This is a genomic window from Micromonospora sp. NPDC049662, assembly GCF_040675055.1.
Taxonomy (GTDB): Bacteria; Actinomycetota; Actinomycetes; order Mycobacteriales; family Micromonosporaceae; genus Micromonospora.
This window is the reverse complement of sequence record NZ_JBFAOC010000002.1, coordinates 181,419-196,122: the sequence shown is the minus strand read 5'-3', so window position 1 is coordinate 196,122 and position 14,704 is coordinate 181,419. Positions and strand designations below refer to the sequence as shown.

The following is a 14,704-nucleotide window of genomic DNA, read 5'->3' as shown; positions in this document are numbered from 1 at the left end:
AGGCCCGGGGGTCCCTTCGACGTAGGCTCTGGGTGGGGAACGACAGCGCTTGCGAGCCCGCAGTCGCGAACGAAGGTGGCACAGTGACCAAGCAGATCCGTCAACTCGACCGGGTGGTCATCCGGTTCGCCGGCGACTCCGGCGACGGCATGCAGTTGACCGGCGACCGGTTCACCTCGGAGACGGCGCAGCTCGGCAACGACATCTCCACGCTGCCGAACTTCCCCGCCGAGATCCGGGCTCCCGCCGGCACCCTGCCGGGCGTGTCGAGCTTCCAGGTGCACTTCGCCGACTACGACATCCTCACGCCGGGCGACGCGCCCAACGTGCTGGTGGCGATGAACCCGGCGGCGCTCAAGGCCAACCTGGCCGATCTGCCGCGCGGCGCGGACATCATCGTCAACACCGACGAGTTCACCAAGCGCAACCTGGCCAAGGTCGGTTACCAGAGCAGCCCACTCGACGACGACTCGCTGGCCGGCTACGTCGTCCACCCGGTGGCGCTGACGTCGATGACGGTCGGCGCGCTGGCCGAACACCAGGTGTCCAAGAAGGACGCCGAACGGTCCAAGAACATGTTCGCCCTCGGCCTGCTCTCGTGGATGTACTCCCGGCCGTACGAGTCGACCCTGCGCTTCCTGGAGCGCAAGTTCGCGTCCCGCCCCGAGCTGGTCGCCGCGAACGTCGCCGCCTTCAAGGCCGGCTGGAACTTCGGCGAGACCACCGAGGACTTCGCGGTCCGCTACGAGGTCAAGCCGGCGAAGATGCATCCGGGCACCTACCGCAACATCACCGGCAACGCGGCGCTGTCGCTGGGGCTGGTCGCCGCCGGGGTCCGCTCGGGCCTGCCGGTCTTCCTCGGCGCGTACCCGATCACGCCGGCGTCGGACATCCTGCACGAGCTGAGCAAGCACAAGCGCTTCGGCGTGCTGACCATGCAGGCCGAGGACGAGATCGCCGCGGTCGGCGCGGCGCTGGGCGCCTCCTACGGCGGGTCGCTCGGTGTGACCACCACGAGCGGCCCGGGTGTGGCGCTCAAGAGCGAGACGATCTCCCTCGCGGTGGCGCTGGAGCTGCCGTTGGTGATCGTGGACGTGCAGCGGGCCGGCCCGTCGACCGGCATGCCGACCAAGACCGAGCAGGCCGACCTGAACATGGCGCTGTACGGCCGGCACGGCGAGGCGCCCGTCGCGGTGATCGCGCCGAAGTCGCCGTCGGACTGTTTCTTCGCGGCGTTGGAGGCGGCCCGGATCGCGCTGACGTACCGCACGCCGGTGATCCTGCTGTCGGACAACTACGTGGCGAACGGCTCCGAGCCGTGGCTGCTGCCCGACGTCGAGTCGCTGCCCGACCTGCGGGTCGACTTCGCCACCGCGCCCAACGGTGACGACGGCACCACCTTCCTGCCGTACCTGCGCGATCCGGAGACCCTGGCCCGCCCGTGGGCCATCCCCGGCACGCCGGGCCTGGAGCACCGGATCGGTGGGCTGGAGAAGGCCGACAAGACCGGCGACATCTCGTACGACCCGGCGAACCACGACTTCATGGTCCGCACCCGGGCCGCCCGCATCGAGACGATCCCGGTGCCGGACATCGAGGTGGAGGACCCGGACGGCGACGCCCGCGTGCTGGTGCTCGGCTGGGGTTCGACGTACGGGCCGATCGGGGCGGCCTGCCGCGGCGTCCGCCAGCGCGGCCTGTCCATCGCCCAGGCGCACCTGCGGCACCTGGCCCCGATGCCGGCGAACCTCGGCGAGGTGCTTCGCTCCTACGACAAGGTGGTCATCCCGGAGATGAACCTGGGCCAGCTCGCCCACGTCATCCGGGCCCGCTACCTGGTCGACGCGATCAGCTACAACCAGGTCCGCGGCCTGCCGTTCACGGCCGCCGAGCTGGAGACGACGCTGGAAGAGGTCCTGAAGAATGTCTGAGCCCGTCGCCCTCAAGCTCACCGCCAAGGACTTCAAGTCCGACCAGGAGGTGCGTTGGTGCCCCGGCTGCGGTGACTACGCCATCCTGGCGGCCATCCAGCAGTTCATGCCGGAGCTGAACATCCCCCGCGAGCGGACCGTGTTCGTCTCCGGGATCGGCTGTTCGTCGCGCTTCCCGTACTACATGAACACGTACGGGATGCACTCGATCCACGGCCGCGCGCCGGCGATCGCGACCGGCCTGTCGGTGTCCCGTCCGGACCTGTCGGTCTGGGTGGTCACCGGCGACGGCGACGCGCTGTCGATCGGCGGCAACCACCTGATCCACGCGCTGCGGCGCAACGTCAACCTCAAGATCCTGCTGTTCAACAACCGGATCTACGGGTTGACCAAGGGGCAGTACTCGCCCACGTCCGAGGTCGGCAAGATCACCAAATCGACGCCGGCCGGGTCGGCGGACGCGCCGTTCAACCCGCTCTCGCTCGCTCTGGGTGCGGAGGCCAGCTTCGTCGGCCGCACGATCGACTCCGACCGCAAGCACCTCCAGTCGGTGCTGCGGGCCGCCGCCGAGCACCAGGGCTCGGCGTTCGTGGAGATCTACCAGAACTGCAACATCTTCAACGACGGGGCGTTCGAGCAGCTCAAGGACCCGTCCACCCGGGACGACTACCTGATCCGCCTGGAGCACGGCCAGCCGATCACCTTCGGGGCGGACGGTCGGTTCTGCGTGGTGCACCCGCCGGGCGCGTTCGGGCTGGAGGTCCGGGAGACCAACTCCGTACGCCCCGAGGAGATCGTCGTACACGACGCGACGGTGGCCGACCCGGCGTACGCGTTCGCGCTGTCCCGGCTGCCCGGTCTGGACCTGCGCAACACGCCGATCGGCGTGTTCCGCTCGGTGGACCGGCCGTCCTACGACAGCGTGGTGCAGGAGCAGTTGGCGACGGCGAGGGCGAAGGTCACCGAGACGCCTGAGCAGCAGCTCGCGGGCCTGCTGAGCGGTGGCGACACCTGGACGATCCTCTGACCCGTCGGACCTGAACGAGAGCGGCCGCCCCGATCCGGGGCGGCCGCTCTCGTTGTGTCGGGTGCCGTCTCAGCGCTGGGCCGAGGCCGGCGTCCACAGGTTGTCGATCTCCTTCTCGGCCGCGGTGCGGCTGGCCTCGTGCAGGGGGATCAGCTCGGCCATCGCCGGCACCGTGGGCGCCAGGGTCAGTTCCGTGCTGATGAAGCGCGGCTCCAGGCCGGTCATCGACAGACCGTGCGGGAGCCACTGCTCCGCATGGTCCCAGCCGTGCCGCGGGGTGCCCTCGCCGTAGCCGCCGCCGCGCGTGGCCACCACCACGAACTCACGACCGCTGAGCAGGCCCTCCTGCGTGTCCGGGTCGTACGTGAGGCCGGCGACGATCAGGTGGTCGACCCAGGACTTGACGCTGCTGGGCGCGCCGTAGTTGTAGAGCGGCAGCCCGAGCAGGACCACGTCGGCCTGCTTCACCTCGTCGACGAGGCGCTGGCTGAGCTCCCACGACGCGCGCTGGGCGGGGGTGTGCTGGTCCGGCGGCGTCATTCGCGCCAGCCCGCCGTCGGAGTCCAGGTGCGGCAGCGGCTCTGCGCCCAGGTCGCGGTAGGTCACGGTGCCGTCGGGGTGCGCCGCGCGCCAGGCCGTGGCGGCTCGGGCCGTGAGCTGCCGGCTGACCGACCAGTCGCCCCGGATGCTCGAATCGATATGCAGCAGGTTCATGATTCCTCCTCCAAGGATCGTCTGTGTTGCACCAACTATTTATAGCAGGCAGATGTTCCGTGGCGTCGGTAGACTGGGTCACATGTCCGCCCTGCCGCTGGAGCCCTCGGAGCACCGCTCGGGCGCCCTGCTGGACCACCTGGCGCGGCGGATGCGCCTGCGGGCCGAGTCGGTGCTCGCGCCACTGGGCCTGCGACCGCGGCACCTGGTCGCGCTCACGGTGTTGCGGGCGGGTGGCGGCATCAGCCAGCAGTCGCTCGCGGGCACCCTGGAAATGGACAGCACCAACATCGTTGGGCTGCTCAACGACCTCGAAGCGAAGGATCTCGTCGAGCGGCGACGCTCACCCCAGGACCGCCGGCGACACGTCGTCGAACTGACCGAAGATGGGATGAAACGCCTCAAAGAGGCAGAGTGCGCCCTCGCGGGTGTCGAGGACGAGGTGTTGGGCGCGCTGGAGCCGGCCGAGCGGGAGACGCTCTACTCGTTGCTGCGGCGGGCGGTCACCACGACACCGATCACCTGCACCGAAGCCTTGAGCGTCGGCGAACCGGACGCCTGCTGACGCCCGGAAATGTCAGACCGAGGCCGCGGACTGCGGGCGGTCGTCGCGGACGTGCACAAGCATGTCGCCGGTCTCGATCACCGCGCCGGCCTTGTCGGCCAGGGTGACCACCTTGCCCCGTCGCACCAGGGCGATCACCAGTGAGTCCAGCTCACGCGGCGAACGGCCCACCTCGTCCCGCTCCGCCGAGCGCATCGCCAACGCCATCCCCTGCCCCGGAGTCAGCAGATCCTCCACGACGTCGATCAGCGGCGGCGCCGAGGTCGAGAGACCGAGCAGGCGGCCCGCAGTCGCCGAGGAGACGATCACGTGGTGCGCGCCGCTCTGCTTGAGCAGCGGGGCGTTCTCCGCCTCCCGCGCCGCCGCGATGATCCGGACCTGCCCGGCCGTGAGCTGCCGGACGGTCAGCGCCACCAGCACCGACGCGTCGTCGCTGTCGGTCGCGATGATCACTGCCTTCGCGTTCTTGACGTGCGCCTCGTTCAGCACCGACGACCGGGTCGCCGACCCCTCGATCGCCACCAACCCGGCCGACGTGGCCTGCCGCAGTGCGACGCCGTTGCGCTCCACCACCACGATCCGCGACCGGTCCAGGCCGTTCTCCAACAGAGCGTTGACCGCGCTGCGCCCCTTGGTGCCGTAGCCGCAGATGATGACGTGGTCCTTCACGACTCTCCTCCACCGCGACAGGCGACGGCCGGTCCGGTACTGCTCGGTCAGGACTTCCAGGGTGGTGCCGACCAGGATGATCAGGAAGAGCACCCGGGCCGGCGTGATGAACAGGACGTTGACCAGCCGGGCCGACGGCGCGGCCGGGGTGATGTCCCCGTAGCCGGTAGTGGAGAGCGAGACGACCGCGTAGTAGAAGCAGTCGAGCAGGGTGAGGCCGTCCTCGTTGACGTCGCGGTAGCCGTCCCGGTCCAGGTAGACCGCCGCCACCACGGCGAAGACCAGCCCCAGGGCGGCCGCGAGCCGCAGGCTCAGCGCGCTCAGCGGGCCCCGGCGCTGCGCGGGAAAATGGATCACCGTCGAACCTGCCCCGCCGCCGTCGCCTGCACGCCCACAACATAGCGGGTACGCGGCGCTTCGCACGCCCGGGCTACGACGACGGTCGGCGCGACATGCACGGGTCGGCCCCGACCGTCGGCAACCGGCATGATGATGGGAGGTGTCCCCGACGACGACCGCGAGAGTGAGGTCCGCATGTCGTTGCTACGACGAGTGATCGGCGGGGTGCTGCGCCGGCTACGCCAGGGCCAGGGCCGCACCCTGCGCGAGGTGGCCGAGGCGGCCGGGGTCTCCGTGCCCTACCTCTCGGAGGTCGAACGCGGGCGGAAGGAGGCCTCGTCGGAGATCCTGGCGGCGATCTGCCGAGCCCTCGGCATCCAACTCTCCGACCTGCTCGAGGCGGCCCGCGACGATCTGCGCCGAGTCGAGCGTCGCATCCCCGCCGCACCCCGGGCCGCTCTGGCCCGGCTGGAACAGGTGCCCGCGCCACGCAACGAGACCGGCCGCGCATTCCGAATCGGCTTTCAGCCCGGTGGGGCGACGCCACCCGTGGCCGCCGCTCCGGCCCCCGCACGGCAGCCGGCCGGGCCGGTGCTGCGGCTGGGCGGGCCGATCCTGCACGTCGGCGGTCCAGCCTCGCCCGTCGGGTCGACTGTCGGAGGGGCGGGGCTGCGAGTTCGACTGATCGCCTCCGCACCGGCCGGGCGCCCCGGTCCGCGTACCTCCAAGATGCTGGCCTGCCGCCGGGCCCGGACGGGCCGGCGGCGGTTGACCCGGGTGTAGGCCGGCTGGGTTCTGCCCTGGGCCGATCTGCCGGCGGCAGAATCCCTGGGCCGCGACCGCCGCCGCGCGCACGCTGGAGGAGCCGGTTCCCCAGGCGGTTCCGCCGCCCGCCGGCAGCGCGGAAGGCGGCGACACATGATCGGGTACGACGTGCGGATGCTGGACAGCGGTCAGCCGACCTTCGGTGACCAGGTGTTCGAGCGGCTGCTACGGGAGCGGATCATCTTCCTCGGCACCGAGGTGACCGACGAGTCGGCCAACCAGATCTGCGCGCAGATCCTGCTGCTCGCGGCCGAGGACGCCGACCGCGACATCTACCTCTACATCAACTCGCCGGGCGGCTCGGTGACCGCAGGGATGGCGGTCTACGACACGATGCGCTACGTCCGCAACGACGTCGCCACGCTGGCGCTCGGCCTCGCCGGCTCGATGGGACAGTTTCTGCTCTGTGCCGGAGCCGCCGGCAAGCGGTACGCGCTGCCGCACTCACGGGTCATGATGCACCAGCCGTCCGGCGGGATGGGCGGCACCGCCTCGGACATCACCATCCAGGCGGAGAACATGCTGCACGTCAAGCGCACCATGCAGGAGTTGATCGCCCAGCACAGTGGACGCACCCTCGACGAGATCCAGCGCGACTGGGACCGGGACCGTTGGTTCACCGCCGAGCAGGCCCGGGAGTACGGCCTCGTCGACCGGGTGCTCACCCACGCCGAACAACTGCCGGCGGATTGACCCACCGTGTTGGCCGGGCCCCCCGGAGTGGACCTTCTTGGTTAGGGTCACGTCTATGCGTCGACTGATCCCTGTCCTCTCGATTGCCCTCGCCGCCGCCCTCGTGGCCGGCTGCGACACCACCTCCGGTGACACCGGAGGGTCCGGACCGTCCTCGGCTCCTACCACGCCCAAGCTCGAACCGGCCGCCGCCGTCCGGCAGGCCATGGAACGCAGCCTCGCCGGCACGGTCACCATGGACGCCTCGGTCAAGGCCGGCGGCCAGTCGGTCAGCCTCAAGGGCAAGGTCGACCCCGCCGCCAAGGCGATCCACGTCACCGGCACCGCGCCGGAGCCGATCGAGGCCCGGCTGATCGGCGACGTCGCCTACATCAAGTCGGACTCGCTCGACGGCGAGAAGCCCTGGATGAAAATCGATCTGAACAAGCTCCGGCCGACCAGCTCGCTGCGCCAGTCGTTCGACCTGAAGGCACAGACCGGCCTCATCGGCGGCGTCGTGGTCGCCCAGGAGGTCAGCCCCGGCCACTACAGCGGCACCGCCGACCTCAACAAGGCCGCCGAGACCGCCAGCACCGACGGCGGCATGCGCGAGGGCCTCGAGTCGACCGCCAAGCTGGCGAAGGAGCCCCAGGCGATCCCCTTCGAGGCGACCGTCGACGCCGACGGCCGGCTCACCGCCCTGTCCTACACGATCGCCACGAAGAGTCTCGGTGACCTCGTCACCGACATGAAGATGAGCGGCTTCGGCGAGAAGGTCACCGTGGCCGCTCCGCCGGCCGCCGACACCGAGGCCGCCTCCGCCGAGATGTACAAGTTCCTCTGACCCCTGTGGATGACGAGGTGCCCTCCGGGACGGCCCGGAGGGCACCTCGACCTCTCGCGGCACGGTTCGGTCCGCACGGCGACGACCACCGCGAGGGGCTTTGTGACAGTCACCATCATCGCCTCGGTGTTCACCGCCATCGCCGCAGTCACCTACCTGACCGGCCACGACCACCCCAAGGCCCAGGCAGACATGAAGCGGGTCCCACACTCCCGGCTGCCCGTGAACGTGTCCTACCGCTGGTGACCGTCGAAGGTCAGTTTCCTGACAGCGGTCGAACCGAGGCGGAGTCCGCGGGGCGAACCGCAGTCCGGGCCCGCCGCAGACCAGCCAGCTCTTGAAACAGACCCTGGGTGCCCCCGGCAGGATTCGAACCTGCGACACACGGTTTAGGAAACCGATGCTCTATCCCCTGAGCTACGGGGGCGCGAGCGCCTAGTCTAGCGACCTGGGGTTCACCTGGGGTGGCTGGGAGTGGCCCACCTGCACCCGCGTTCCCTGGTCCCCCGTTCTCCCAGCCCAGGACCACACCCCGAGCACACGAACCCCGGTTTGCGACCGGGGGTCGGCCGCATTGGCTCGCGTTGGCACCGGTTGACCCCCGTTGGCATCCGCTGGAGAGCACACAACGCGCACATCATCCAAGATCACGACATGCTGCCTGGTCTCCTTTTCGGAGGCGCCGGCTGGCAGGAGTGTGGTCGGCGGCAACCCTCCGCAGGCTTCGAGTGGCTAGCTCACGCCGCGATGCGGACGCCGGGCTGAGGTAGCCAAACTAGCGTTGGGCGGGGAGGAGCTTTCCACATCACATTTCTCAACCCCGTCGCGCGTCCGCCAGCTCGTGCGCTCGGCGAACTCAGTCTTCAACTTCGACTAGGAGTTCTCCATCATCGGTAGTCATCCATGTCGCCGATAGATCCCATCGACGGCGGGATCCCACCACGCCATCAGCAGTCGGGTACGGCAGGGTTAAACGCGGTGGTACCACCCTCTGGGGGGTCACCGTTGCGGAAGGTATCCGAAGGCGAGTACAGGTTGGTCCACGGGGCGGTACCGATCTTGTACAGGTAGGTGACGCTTGCCATTCCAGTAAGGTCTTCGGCCTTACAGATCACCGTGACGTGGGTTCCGGCTGGGATCCTCGGAACACCCGCTGGAGCCGCACGCCCCGCATTGTCGCCGAATACGGGGGACCCAAGTCGGTTGCCGGCGATTTCCACTACCCCGTCGCCGCCTTCGGAGGGCTTGGGCGACGGGGTTTGCCCGGACGAAGAGTAAGACTTTCTTCCATCAGGATATGCAGCGATCAAGTAGCCAGCGCCTACACCGATACTGAGGGCCACTGCGGCGGTGGTTGTGATCAAAACGGCTCTCCGGGCAAATACGCGCTGCAGGTGCTGCCGCATCCAGAGCTCGTCGATTCCGACAGCAACACCGACCAGCGCCAGGGTGATGGCAGCGGACCAGACAATCAGCATCCTGCCGGCGATGAACCCGCCAACCAGTTGCGCGATCCCGGATACCGCACCTACAGCGGCGAACAGAAACGCGATCGATGTGCGCTGCAGAAAAGAACGCTTGTTGCTGGTCACCACCGGTCTCCCTTCAAACTCACCAAGATCGTCGACGGACACATGCTCCCCACATCGAGCCGGAGTATTGATTGCTTGTCTTACGAACCGGAATGCACCCCACGCCGGCACAGAACCGGTTTCGACCTCCCCCGACGGCCTTCAACGTATAGAGGAACAAGATCAGCAAACGCGCCGCGCCGCCACCCGGGAACTCTGTTCGCGGCCCCAAGGAAACTCCGGAGGCAGTGTGCCACAGCGTCGCCAGTCAGTTCGAACGAAAATCTGATTCATGTATCGCGCCTGGCGAAGTTGCTGACGTATCGACCAAATCGGTCGCTACGATTTACAAACGCACTCGTGAACTAAGTCACATCATTACCTTTCAGGGGTTTTGACATTGATCTGGCGGCTTGATGCACTCACACTTCAGCCAACCCGGCCGACGGCGCACGGCGACACGAATATTAAGATCGTCAATCCTTACCCGACGCCCAAATCGGGGCCCGAGGTCGCCACCAGTCGTCGGTTATCGTTCCTTGAGGAGGAAGAGTGCGAGCCATCAGACCCGTCGCGCTGACGGCCCTTGGCCTCATCGCTGTTTTGGTCGTTCCCGGCGTCTCTGCAGCGGCACCGAGCGACCAGCGCAGCGTCATCAGCTCTCCCGACTCGGGTGGGGCCAACCTTCGGACGTGTCCGAACCTCCCCAACCCCAACGACACCACGAACGGCTGCGGAATCGTTGGCTGGCTCCCCAACGACACCCACGTGATGATGCGCTGCTGGCGCGATGGTGTCGCACCCTATGAGCGCACCTCGCCCCGCTGGTTCTGGGTAACCGTCGCGGAGGGGCCGAAGATCGGATGGTCTGGCTACGTCTGGTCGGAACTGGTGGCTGGCCAAACCAGCACTCCGCCCTGCGACGGCCCCCTCTTCCAATATCAACCGGACGGCCCCAAAATCTGGCTGGAGCCGGGACCGGCCGCCCCGCACGGCTTCCGCTACGCCATCACGCTGTCCGACTTCCCCGCAAACTCGCAGGTCGCTCTGACCTGTCACGACTCTGTGTCGCCGGAGGGCTTCTACTCGTTCTCGCTGATCACCGACGAGTCCGGCTGGGCCTCCACCGAGCGGCAGTGCTACTCCGCCGACGGGCCTAACCACTGGGTCACGGCAGACGGCTTGGAGTCCCCGCCGGTCTCGTGGTGAAAATCCCAGCCGGTCCGGGCACAAGCCGTAGTCCTATCGGAGTTGAGCCTCTCCGATGATCAAGCTGTCGTCTCATCTCTGCCGGATCCCGGCCGCCCGATGCGCGGCGGGGAAGGCAACCCCCCACTCCACCCCGCCATGGCCGTTGATGCCGACGGCCAGGGAAAGGCATCAGCGTGAGTGACACCGCCACCCTCAAAGGGGGCAAGCGATGGAACCGGGCCCTGCCGTGGGATCCGGACGCCGCTGATCCCGCGGACCCCGCTCACGGAGCCCTGAAGCCCTCGATGGCCACGCTCGACGGCGCCGCCGTCTTCGAAATCCGCAGCGACGACGTCGAACGCTTCACGGCCCTCACCGGTGCAAAGCTACCGCTCGACGTGGGGGCGGGAACCTTCGTCGGTACGTCTGGTCCCACCGGATCGTCGGCTACTCCAGCGACTCGCGGATGAAGTCCCGCCTGACCGTCGCCGCACTGAACAAACGCCGCCGCCAGACGCGGTGACCTGGCCGGCTGCATTCTGCACACCGACTGCGGATCTCAATTCCGGTCCAGGAAATTCGTCCGAGCCCTTAACCTCCGGATCGCGATCGTGACCTGGATCGAACCGACCTACCACCGCCGCAAGACGCCAGCGGTCACTGTCCCGGTTGACCCCCGTTGAATTCGCGACCATCATGCACCCACCGGCCAGCTCGGGCCGCGTGACTACACCGGTCACCTGCCGACGCAGCAGACCCAATGGCCGCAACGCTGGTTGTCACAGGCCGAGTTTGATGCCGACGTGGTCGACAATCCAGCGGTTTGCCGACTCGTCAATAGCAAAGTAGATACGTCCAACTCGGTCGGGTTGTACGTAGTCATCAATCTTGACGTGTGGCAGTCGTGACAACGTCCGCTCGCCGAACGTGAACGTATCGATCTTGCGTCGGCGCATACCCTCGTCGTCCGGTGCATAGGTGAGCCCGAACTCCTCGGTCATCCATGTCACCATACTTTTACCAAGGCGTCCGCCGGCAGCGCGCCATGAAAGGGCTGCTCTTGCCAATGCTTCCAGGGCTTTACGCATCCGGTCCGGATATGGATACCCGGAGTCGATCCAGGATTCCTTGGCCGACTCGGTGAATACTAGCGCTCCGTCCGACTCTGTCTCGAGCGCTGGCCAAAGCTCGCGGAAATCGGGCGAAACCTGCAGCTCTTCGAGTGCCGGTTCCATCTCTGTGGACGTCGCCTCAGACCAGCGGGTAAGGGCCTCGAAGTTTTCTTTGTACGTGCGGAGGTCGCGGTTTTCGCGTTCCAGCTCGGCATTGATGTCTACGAGGGCGGCGGACCACTCTTGCTCCTCCTTGACTTGTGACTTGAGCTCATCGATCAGCCGCTGAAGATCACCGCTGGCCGCAGCGGCCTGGATCCTGCGTTGGGTCTCCTCCCGAACTGACATCCGTTCGGCTGCGCGCACCGCCTCGGCTAGATGATCGCGTGGATTCGCGACGACCGACAGCCGCGACAGCATTCCGAAGATCCGATCGCTTACGTCGCGCGCGTCCTTAAGTGACAGCGATGTCCACCACGGGTCACGTGCCGCCCCCGCGGCCGAGGGCCAAAACAGCCGGGCTCCGCGCAGAGGCACACGGGACAGGTGCTGTGCGTTCAGCGAGTCGAGAGCCAACCATGTATCCAGCAGCACGACGTGAGCCAAGCCAGCCAGGCGGCTGGCAAGAACCGTAGCGAACCGGGCCTCAGGGCTGCCGTCGTTAGTACTACTAACCACAACGACAGGTAGCCGCCGCGACGGCTGTAACAACAGCTCGATCACCGCTCGAACATCGCCGGCCCGCGCTCGCACTGGTGTCGCTCGGACTCGCTCGTCCCCATAGCAGCATGGCAAGGTGTCGAGAACGATTGGGATTAGACGTGGGCGGTCCAAGAAGTCGAGGTGGACGGGGGCAAGCCGAGCCACCCGAGAGCGCCGACCAAGCTCGACACGCATACCAGTGGAGTCGGCCGCCTGGGCGACTGACACAGCACAAACGAACTCCGCCTCACCCCCCTCGCCGAGGGGGCTACAGACTTCTAGCGTCCAGAGACGATGCGGCGAGCGGTCGACGAACAGTGTTTCCCAGCGGATTTCTCGCCCACTCATAACGGCAGACCCGTGGCCAGTGAATAAGCCGTCAGGCTCAGGTTCGCCGGCGAGTGCCCAGCTACCCACCTTCTGCTGCAAAGCGTCGAAGGCGCTTCGTGCGTCACCTTCGACCCGCACAGCCACCGAGTACAAAGCCTGCACGTGGTCCACCCGCCTCATCGACTCGACAGCGGAACGGCGTCTATGGCGAGGGCCGGCCGCAGTATGGCTATCGACCCCTGAGCCTACGCCAACCGTGCTGGGCATTAAGCATGCTCACATCGAAGATCATCCCAAGCATCCGGTCGGGAGACTCGAGCCGCCAGCCTTCGGTTGAGGCCGGCTGTCAAGACCCGACCGCGGGCTGCCCGACGGCGCACGGAAGCAATGCGAAGCCCTTCCACAGCGCTTGTTCTGGCTCTCGGCGTCGCGAATCCGGCATAAGCATGATTCCGGCACATCACCTACCGCATCAGCCAAGCGACGGTCAGGCCGCAGATCTCACGCAAGCGAGCACAGCAAACCCGTATGCGACCAGGCCACAAGAGGCGATAACCAGGAAACCGCAGGTAATCAGCCGTGCGGGCGCAGATATAACATCGTCTTAGGAAACCGATGCTCTATCCCCTGAGCTACGGGGCCGCGAGCGCCTAGTCTAGCGATCTGGGGTTCACCCGGGGTGGCTGGGAGCGGCCCACGTGCACCCGCGTTCCCGGAGGGCCGTTCTCCCAGCCCAGACCACAGCGCGAGCACACGACCCCGGTTTGCGACCGGCGGTCGGCCACGCGACCCCGCATTGGCATGGGTTGGCCTGGGCTGGCACCCACCGGGAGAGCGCACCGCGCACACCATCGAAGATCACGATGTCGCGTCCCCGGGTCCAGCACCCACCGGCCGGCGGTAGCGCGGTTCGACGGCATCCCGATCATCAGCCGGTTTAATGACGTTCATTTTCGACTCGAACCCACGATACGAGGGGGGTCAACATTCGGCTGGAAATGTGGCGAAGTTGACCGGCGTTGATATTGGCGTCACCGCCGGATATAATCTGCTTCGGGCATGAAATTACTAAGGTAAGCCTCCCCTTACTTCGAAGTTCCTCTTTCATCCGGCGGCTCGTCTGTCTATGATGGTGCCAGCCGACGGGGGATCAGGTCGGTTGATATGGACGCCGCCAGCCACGGCAGCAAGGATGCCATAGGAGACCTGAATGCTAAGCGGGGTGACCTATCCGCGTTCGCGCGTATGGGATCAGCAAAGTATCGAAGAAGACGACTGGCTTGTATCCGTACCCTCTGCAATTGTCGATGATCTGCTCGACATTCAGAAAGAGGTCGAAGCTCACGGCGTCGACGCGGCGCGTGTTCCGGAAGACAAGCTGCAGCGCGTTGGAAGCTTCCTACTCGGGGTCGCAGACGAACGGGTGCTCTCGGGACGTGGTTTTGCCGTTCTCCGAGGATGGCCGATTTCCGGAATCGAGGACATCGACGCGGGCGTCATCAAAACCGTCAGTCCATTGTTGGGCCCGGTTTTCGAACAGCCCACGGCCCGAGACGGGGCCATTGGCACGATCTCGCAAGCGATGACCGCGAAGGTCTTGGCCACCGTTCGTAGTGACGCTGAGCCCGCACCCGCGCCAAGCCTCTCTGTCGAAGCGCAGCCCATGCACACGGACAATGCCAGCGCCCAGGAAGGCGAGGTGCCCGGCGGTCGGCCGGACATTGGCATCCTCGGGCTGCTCTGCATGAAGCAGGCGCCAGACGGCGGCAGGTCGGTACTTGCCAGCGCACCCGCCGTCTACGAATGGCTGGCAGCTAACCGCCCCGATTATCTCCGCATTCTGTGCGAGAAGAGGTGGTGGGGCGGCCGGCCGACGGCAGCCCTGAAAGACGGCCCGTTCGTCGAAGACTCCGTCTTCAGAAGCTATTCCGGCAAACTGGTGGCTCGCTTCAGCATCGGGGCGCTCGACCGTGGGCGAGACTTCCACCCCGGGTCCGTAACGGCGGAGGATCAGGAACTGATCCGCGGCCTCCCCAAGGTGATCGAGGACGCCGGGCTCACGACGGAACTGAGACTTCAGGCGGGGGACCTGTTCCTCCTCGACAACACGTCGATCTTCCACGGCCGGACAGGCTTCGTCGACAGCCCCAACCTCGAAGAGCGGCGCCATCTCCTGCGGTTGTGGATCAAGCACCAGGAGTGACGCACGGTC

General features: G+C 66.9%; 14 protein-coding genes, 1 tRNA gene and 1 pseudogene. 11 read left to right on the top strand and 5 right to left on the bottom strand.

The window, feature by feature from the left end; genetic code table 11:
• Nucleotides 1-83: 83 nt before the first annotated feature.
• Nucleotides 84-1,931: a 2-oxoacid:acceptor oxidoreductase subunit alpha gene (locus AB0J36_RS02710; protein WP_357124352.1), complete on the top strand. Its 1,848-nt coding sequence runs from the start codon at nucleotides 84-86 to the stop codon at nucleotides 1,929-1,931.
• Nucleotides 1,924-2,958, top strand: coding sequence for a 2-oxoacid:ferredoxin oxidoreductase subunit beta (locus AB0J36_RS02705; protein ID WP_357124349.1), 1,035 nt, complete (start codon nucleotides 1,924-1,926; stop codon nucleotides 2,956-2,958). Before AB0J36_RS02710 ends, AB0J36_RS02705 begins: the two co-directional genes overlap by 8 nt.
• 69 nt (nucleotides 2,959-3,027) lie before the next feature.
• Here AB0J36_RS02705 and AB0J36_RS02700 read toward each other — a convergent pair whose 3' ends face one another.
• Entirely contained in the window at nucleotides 3,028-3,672 is a 645-nt protein-coding gene (locus tag AB0J36_RS02700; RefSeq protein WP_357124345.1) for an NAD(P)H-dependent oxidoreductase, read from the bottom strand.
• 82 nt (nucleotides 3,673-3,754) lie between these two features.
• On the opposite strand from AB0J36_RS02700, the gene AB0J36_RS02695 reads away from it, so the two are divergent.
• Nucleotides 3,755-4,237, top strand: coding sequence for a MarR family winged helix-turn-helix transcriptional regulator (locus AB0J36_RS02695; RefSeq protein WP_357124342.1), 483 nt, complete (start codon nucleotides 3,755-3,757; stop codon nucleotides 4,235-4,237).
• A gap of 12 nt (nucleotides 4,238-4,249) precedes the next feature.
• Here the strand turns inward: AB0J36_RS02695 and AB0J36_RS02690 are convergent, their stop codons facing one another.
• A complete protein-coding gene (locus tag AB0J36_RS02690; RefSeq protein ID WP_357124339.1) occupies nucleotides 4,250-5,263 on the bottom strand; it encodes a potassium channel family protein in 1,014 nt (337 codons plus the stop codon).
• 177 nt (nucleotides 5,264-5,440) lie between these two features.
• Between AB0J36_RS02690 and AB0J36_RS02685 the strand changes: the two genes are divergently transcribed.
• The 4 genes from AB0J36_RS02685 to AB0J36_RS02670 all read left to right on the top strand — a co-directional run bounded on the left by AB0J36_RS02685 (nucleotide 5,441) and on the right by AB0J36_RS02670 (nucleotide 7,832).
• Nucleotides 5,441-6,028, top strand: a complete 588-nt coding sequence (locus AB0J36_RS02685; protein WP_357124336.1) for a helix-turn-helix transcriptional regulator — start codon at nucleotides 5,441-5,443, stop codon at nucleotides 6,026-6,028.
• Nucleotides 6,029-6,163: 135 nt separating this feature from the next.
• Nucleotides 6,164-6,763 (top strand): ATP-dependent Clp protease proteolytic subunit, encoded by a 600-nt coding sequence (locus tag AB0J36_RS02680; RefSeq protein WP_357124333.1) that lies wholly within the window; start codon nucleotides 6,164-6,166, stop codon nucleotides 6,761-6,763.
• A 55-nt stretch (nucleotides 6,764-6,818) separates the two neighbouring features.
• A complete protein-coding gene (locus AB0J36_RS02675) occupies nucleotides 6,819-7,586 on the top strand; it encodes a hypothetical protein (RefSeq protein ID WP_355049047.1) in 768 nt (255 codons plus the stop codon).
• A 102-nt stretch (nucleotides 7,587-7,688) separates the two neighbouring features.
• On the top strand, nucleotides 7,689-7,832 hold the full coding sequence (locus AB0J36_RS02670; protein ID WP_357171877.1) for a hypothetical protein: 144 nt from the start codon (nucleotides 7,689-7,691) through the stop codon (nucleotides 7,830-7,832).
• A 108-nt stretch (nucleotides 7,833-7,940) separates the two neighbouring features.
• On the opposite strand, the gene AB0J36_RS02665 is transcribed toward AB0J36_RS02670, so the two are convergent.
• Together AB0J36_RS02665 and AB0J36_RS02660 are read right to left on the bottom strand one after the other, a co-directional pair.
• Nucleotides 7,941-8,013, bottom strand: a tRNA-Arg gene (locus AB0J36_RS02665).
• A gap of 520 nt (nucleotides 8,014-8,533) precedes the next feature.
• Nucleotides 8,534-9,178 carry a hypothetical protein gene (locus AB0J36_RS02660; protein WP_357394164.1) on the bottom strand — a complete coding sequence of 215 codons (645 nt, stop codon included), beginning with the start codon at nucleotides 9,176-9,178 and terminating at the stop codon, nucleotides 8,534-8,536.
• A gap of 531 nt (nucleotides 9,179-9,709) precedes the next feature.
• On the opposite strand from AB0J36_RS02660, the gene AB0J36_RS02655 reads away from it, so the two are divergent.
• From AB0J36_RS02655 to AB0J36_RS02645, 3 genes and pseudogenes are all read left to right on the top strand, one after another.
• A complete protein-coding gene (locus AB0J36_RS02655) occupies nucleotides 9,710-10,366 on the top strand; it encodes a hypothetical protein (protein WP_357394166.1) in 657 nt (218 codons plus the stop codon).
• A gap of 176 nt (nucleotides 10,367-10,542) precedes the next feature.
• Nucleotides 10,543-10,818: a hypothetical protein gene (locus AB0J36_RS02650; RefSeq protein ID WP_357394168.1), complete on the top strand. Its 276-nt coding sequence runs from the start codon at nucleotides 10,543-10,545 to the stop codon at nucleotides 10,816-10,818.
• Nucleotides 10,767-11,065: pseudogene (locus AB0J36_RS02645) on the top strand (DDE-type integrase/transposase/recombinase); the annotation flags it as partial. The gene AB0J36_RS02650 and the pseudogene AB0J36_RS02645, both read left to right, overlap by 52 nt.
• Before the next feature lie 62 nt (nucleotides 11,066-11,127).
• On the opposite strand, the gene AB0J36_RS02640 reads toward AB0J36_RS02645, so the two are convergent.
• Nucleotides 11,128-12,183: a hypothetical protein gene (locus AB0J36_RS02640; protein ID WP_357394170.1), complete on the bottom strand. Its 1,056-nt coding sequence runs from the start codon at nucleotides 12,181-12,183 to the stop codon at nucleotides 11,128-11,130.
• Nucleotides 12,184-13,714: 1,531 nt separating this feature from the next.
• Between AB0J36_RS02640 and AB0J36_RS02635 the strand changes: the two genes are divergently transcribed.
• Nucleotides 13,715-14,695 carry a TauD/TfdA family dioxygenase gene (locus tag AB0J36_RS02635; protein WP_357394172.1) on the top strand — a complete coding sequence of 327 codons (981 nt, stop codon included), beginning with the start codon at nucleotides 13,715-13,717 and terminating at the stop codon, nucleotides 14,693-14,695.
• Nucleotides 14,696-14,704 lie beyond the last annotated feature (9 nt).